Annotated in this window: 4 protein-coding genes; all 4 read right to left on the reverse strand. The window is 59.0% G+C overall.

The annotated features are described in order from the left end of the window. Positions 1-7: 7 nt before the first annotated feature. Positions 8-784 (reverse strand): ADP-ribosylglycohydrolase family protein, encoded by a 777-nt coding sequence (locus LEP6406_RS0218100; protein WP_008313494.1) that lies wholly within the window; start codon positions 782-784, stop codon positions 8-10. Between the two features lie 271 nt (positions 785-1,055). Next, the gene (gene ald / locus LEP6406_RS0218105) at positions 1,056-2,138 is read right to left on the reverse strand and encodes an alanine dehydrogenase (protein ID WP_008313493.1); all 1,083 of its coding nucleotides are present in this window, start codon (positions 2,136-2,138) and stop codon (positions 1,056-1,058) included. 156 nt (positions 2,139-2,294) lie between these two features. Continuing rightward, on the reverse strand, positions 2,295-3,197 hold the full coding sequence (gene argB / locus LEP6406_RS0218110; RefSeq protein ID WP_008313491.1) for an acetylglutamate kinase: 903 nt from the start codon (positions 3,195-3,197) through the stop codon (positions 2,295-2,297). A gap of 75 nt (positions 3,198-3,272) precedes the next feature. Then, positions 3,273-3,881: shikimate kinase (locus LEP6406_RS28745; protein WP_315874576.1), on the reverse strand; the 609-nt coding region annotated here is incomplete at its 5' end.

Genomic DNA, 3,881 nt, shown 5'->3' on the forward strand with positions numbered 1-3,881 from the left:
GTGAGTTTCAACAATCGTAGCGATCGCAAAATGTTCGGGTGACTGTGGCTAAGGGTGGGTCTAGGCGGGACCAGACTTGCTCTGCGATCGCGTTGGGGATGGGGCCGTAGAAGCCTTGGGCGATGGCTCCGGTGATGCAGGTGAGGGTGTCGGAATCGCCGCCGAGGGAGACGGCATTGCGGATGGCGTCCTCGAAGTCGGTGGACTCTAGAAAGGCAATGATGGCGGGGGGGACGGTGCCCTGGCAGGATTCATCAAAGCTGTAGGTGGGGCGCAGATCCGTCAGGGTGGGGCTGAGGTCGTAGTCCCAGGTGGCGGTGATGTAATCTGCGATCGCGCCTTTTGATTTTCCCTGTCGCCCCAGCCAGATGGCGGCGGCAGTAACCTGGGCTCCCTTGATCCCCTCGGGATGGTTGTGGGTTACCGCTGCTGTGCGTAGGGCCAGGGCTAGCACCTCCTCTAGGGTCTCACTGGCGAAGCCTACGGGACTGACCCGCATGGCGGATCCATTGCCCCAACTGTTGTAGGGCTCCAAACTGTCAGAGGCAGCCCACTGCTGATACCGCGCTCCGTAGCTGCCGGTGGGGTTGGGATATTGGCGGTAGTAGTGCTTGAAGGTCTGGGCGTAGTCTCCCCCGTGGCACAGGACATCCGCCACCGCCACCGTCAGAATGGTGTCGTCGGTGTAGGTGGTGTCTGGCCCAAAGAGGGGAAAGTCCTTTGTGCGTTGGTTATTGAACTCGTACACCGAGCCAATCATGTCACCTGCGATCGCGCCTAGCATCAATACCTCCTCAGTTCCGCTGCCGTTCTCCTATTCTCTCGGCCCTAGCCCGCCACCGCACAGCTTCAGCATCCAGCTTCCGATCCAGAGTACATTTCCTAGCCTTGTTAGTGTCAATAAAACACTAACACAATTGCCTTAGTACACCTAGATGGAACAAAAGTATTTCTGCCCGCCAGTACCAGACAGACACAGGGCACTGAATATGGCGCAGGAGCTGATGTTCCGCCCCTAGTGTTCCTTCACCCGTCAATCATGAATTGACTGATGACTAGGTCAAATCAGGGAAGGAGGCTTGGACGGCGGGATGGACGAGCTTATGGTCTGTCACATTCAGCCCCGCCGCTAGGGACGGGTCGTTCTCCAGGGCTTTGAGGCCGTGATCCGCCAGCTTTAGTGTGTAGGGCAGGGTAGTGTTATTGAGGGCTTGGGTGGCGGTCCAGGGAACGGCACCGGGCATGTTGGGGACACCGTAGTGGAGTACCCCCTCCTCTACATAGGTGGGATCGCTGTGGGAGGTGGGGTTCAGGGTTTCGATACAACCCCCCTGATCCACTGCTACATCAACGATGACGGAACCGGGGCGCATTTGGGCGACGAGGGATCGCGGAACCAAGATAGGCGCACGGCGACCGGGCACCAGCACGGCACCGATGAGCAGATCGGCATTGGGAACCACCCGCGCCAGTTCCGGTCCGCTGCTGTAGAGCAGCTCCACGCGAGAACCAAACAGATCCTCCAGATAGCCCAGACGCTCTACATTGATGTCAAAGATTTGCACCCGTGCCCCCAAGCCGATGGCCATTTTTGCAGCTTCGGTGCCGACGATGCCGCCGCCGAGGATGACCACATTGCCGGGGCGCACACCGGGAACACCACCCAGGAGCACCCCTCGTCCCCCCTGCTGCCGTTCCAGATAGCGGGCACCAAACTGCACCGAGAGCCGTCCGGCGATGATGCTCATGGGGGTGAGCAGGGGCCGTTGGTTCCCCCGCTCTACGGTTTCGTAGGCGATGGCGTGGACGCCGCTCTGAATCAGGTGCTCTGTCAGGGGGCGGGCCGCCGCCAGGTGCAGATAGGTGAAGAGGATTTGGCCTTTCTGGATCAAGGGGAATTCGGCGGCAAGGGGTTCTTTCACCTTCACTACCATCTCCTGATTCCAGGCTTCTTCGGCGCTGGAAACTAGGCGGGCTCCGGCGGTGACATATTCCCCATCGGTGAATCCGGCCCCTAGGCCCGCCCCCGTTTCCACCGTGACACTGTGGCCGCGATCGCACAGTACCTTGACCGTCCCTGGCGTGAGGCCGACCCGAAATTCCAGATCCTTAATTTCCTTGGGCACCCCAATCTGCATGAGGACGTTCTCCTTTACTCAAGACCACTCAGACAACTTAATCGGTCTGCCTTAACGGTGCCAGGTATTTGGACTCGCTAATGCCACAGGGATGACATTAAGTTCTGGAATTTTGGGTTCTGGAATTTTGGGTTCTGGAATTTTGGCTATGGAACTTTAGCTATGGAATTTTGAGGCCACGAGCATGGTGCCGATGCCCAAATCGGTGAAGATCTCCAGTAGTAGGGCATGGGGCACCCGACCATCGAGGATGTGAGCAGCCCCCACCCCCTGGGCCAGGGATCGCACACAGCAGGTCACCTTAGGAATCATGCCACCGCCCACCACCCCCGACGCCATCAGTTGGCGGGCAGTGGGAATATCCAGTTTGGGGATCAGACTATTGGGGTCGGTGTAGTCTTGCAAAATGCCGGGAGTATCCGTCAGCAGAATCAGTTTTTCTGCATTCAGGGACGCCGCCAGTTCCCCCGCCACCGTATCGGCGTTGATGTTGTAGGCTTGTCCGGTCTCATCCGCCGCCACACTGGAGATGATGGGAATATAGCCCGCCTCCACCAGGGATTTGATAATCCCCGGTTTGACGCTGGTGACCTCCCCCACAAACCCCATCGCCAGTTCGGCATTCTGGGGTCGCGCCGTCACCAGATTGCCATCTTTGCCGCAGAGGCCCACAGCGGATCCCCCTGCCTGGTTGATCAGGGACACCAGTTCCTTGTTCACCCGACCTACGAGGACCATTTCCACCACGTCCATGGTGGGGGCATCGGTGACCCGCAGACCATCTTTAAACTGGGGCTCGATGCCCAGTTTCTCTAGCCAAGTGTTGATCTCAGGCCCGCCGCCGTGGACAACCACGGGGCGAATGCCGACGCAGGCCATGAAGACAATGTCCCGAACCACCTTTTCCTTGAGGGAATTGTCCTTCATAGCGGCCCCACCATATTTCACCACCACCGTGCGCCCCCGAAACTTCTGGATGTAGGGCAGGGCCTCGCTGAGGATTTGGACCCGAGTGGCGTCAGTTTCCCGGACGCCATCGGGGGCGATCGGAGTCGTCATGGCGATTAGTCAGGAGACAATCTCCGTAGTGTATCAATGCATAGGTTTTAGGTATCGGGTTTTAGGTATCGGGTTTTAGGTATCGGGTTTTCCATTGGCAGGGCGAACTCGGGTAGGCTCGGAGCGGACCTGGGATTGCAGAAGGGTGATCATGCGATCGCAACTTTCCTCGACAGACTCACCCGGATTGATCTGGAGGTGCAGATCGGCCTCCCGATATAGGGCTTGCCGCTGACTCAGCAAGGTGGCCAAATGATCGCGCCAGTCGGGCCGCTGGAGCAGGGGCCGCCCCCTATCCAATGCCAGCCGATTTTCCAGTTCCCTTAGGGGCACATCAACCCACACCACAACCCCTTGGCGCAGATGCCCCCAGTTTTCTCGCCGCAGTACCATACCGCCCCCGGTGGACACCACGATGCGGGTGTAGGGGGCCAGTTCCCGAATCACCGCTGTTTCCAGATCCCGAAAGGTAGACTCCCCGGCCTCGGCAAAGATGTCGCCAATGGACCGCTGGGCCGTTTGCTCAATCAGGGTATCGGTGTCGAAGAATCGATACTTCAGCACCGCTGCTAGACGCTTCCCCAGGGTGGATTTACCCGCGCCCATCATGCCGACGAGGTACAGGCTGACATTGCGGAGTAGATCGGGATGGGTGGGGGGCATAGGGGGTAGGGGGGTGATGGG

Source organism: Leptolyngbya sp. PCC 6406 (genome assembly GCF_000332095.2).
GTDB lineage: Bacteria > Cyanobacteriota > Cyanobacteriia > Phormidesmidales > Phormidesmidaceae > PCC-6406.

Excerpts from the sequence above, each read along its gene's own strand:
- LEP6406_RS0218100 (WP_008313494.1), bottom strand. The coding sequence starts at position 784 with ATGCTAGGCGCGATCGCAGGTGACATGATTGGCTCGGTGTACGAGTTC.
- ald (WP_008313493.1), bottom strand. The coding sequence starts at position 2,138 with ATGCAGATTGGGGTGCCCAAGGAAATTAAGGATCTGGAATTTCGGGTC.
- argB (WP_008313491.1), bottom strand. The coding sequence starts at position 3,197 with ATGACGACTCCGATCGCCCCCGATGGCGTCCGGGAAACTGACGCCACT.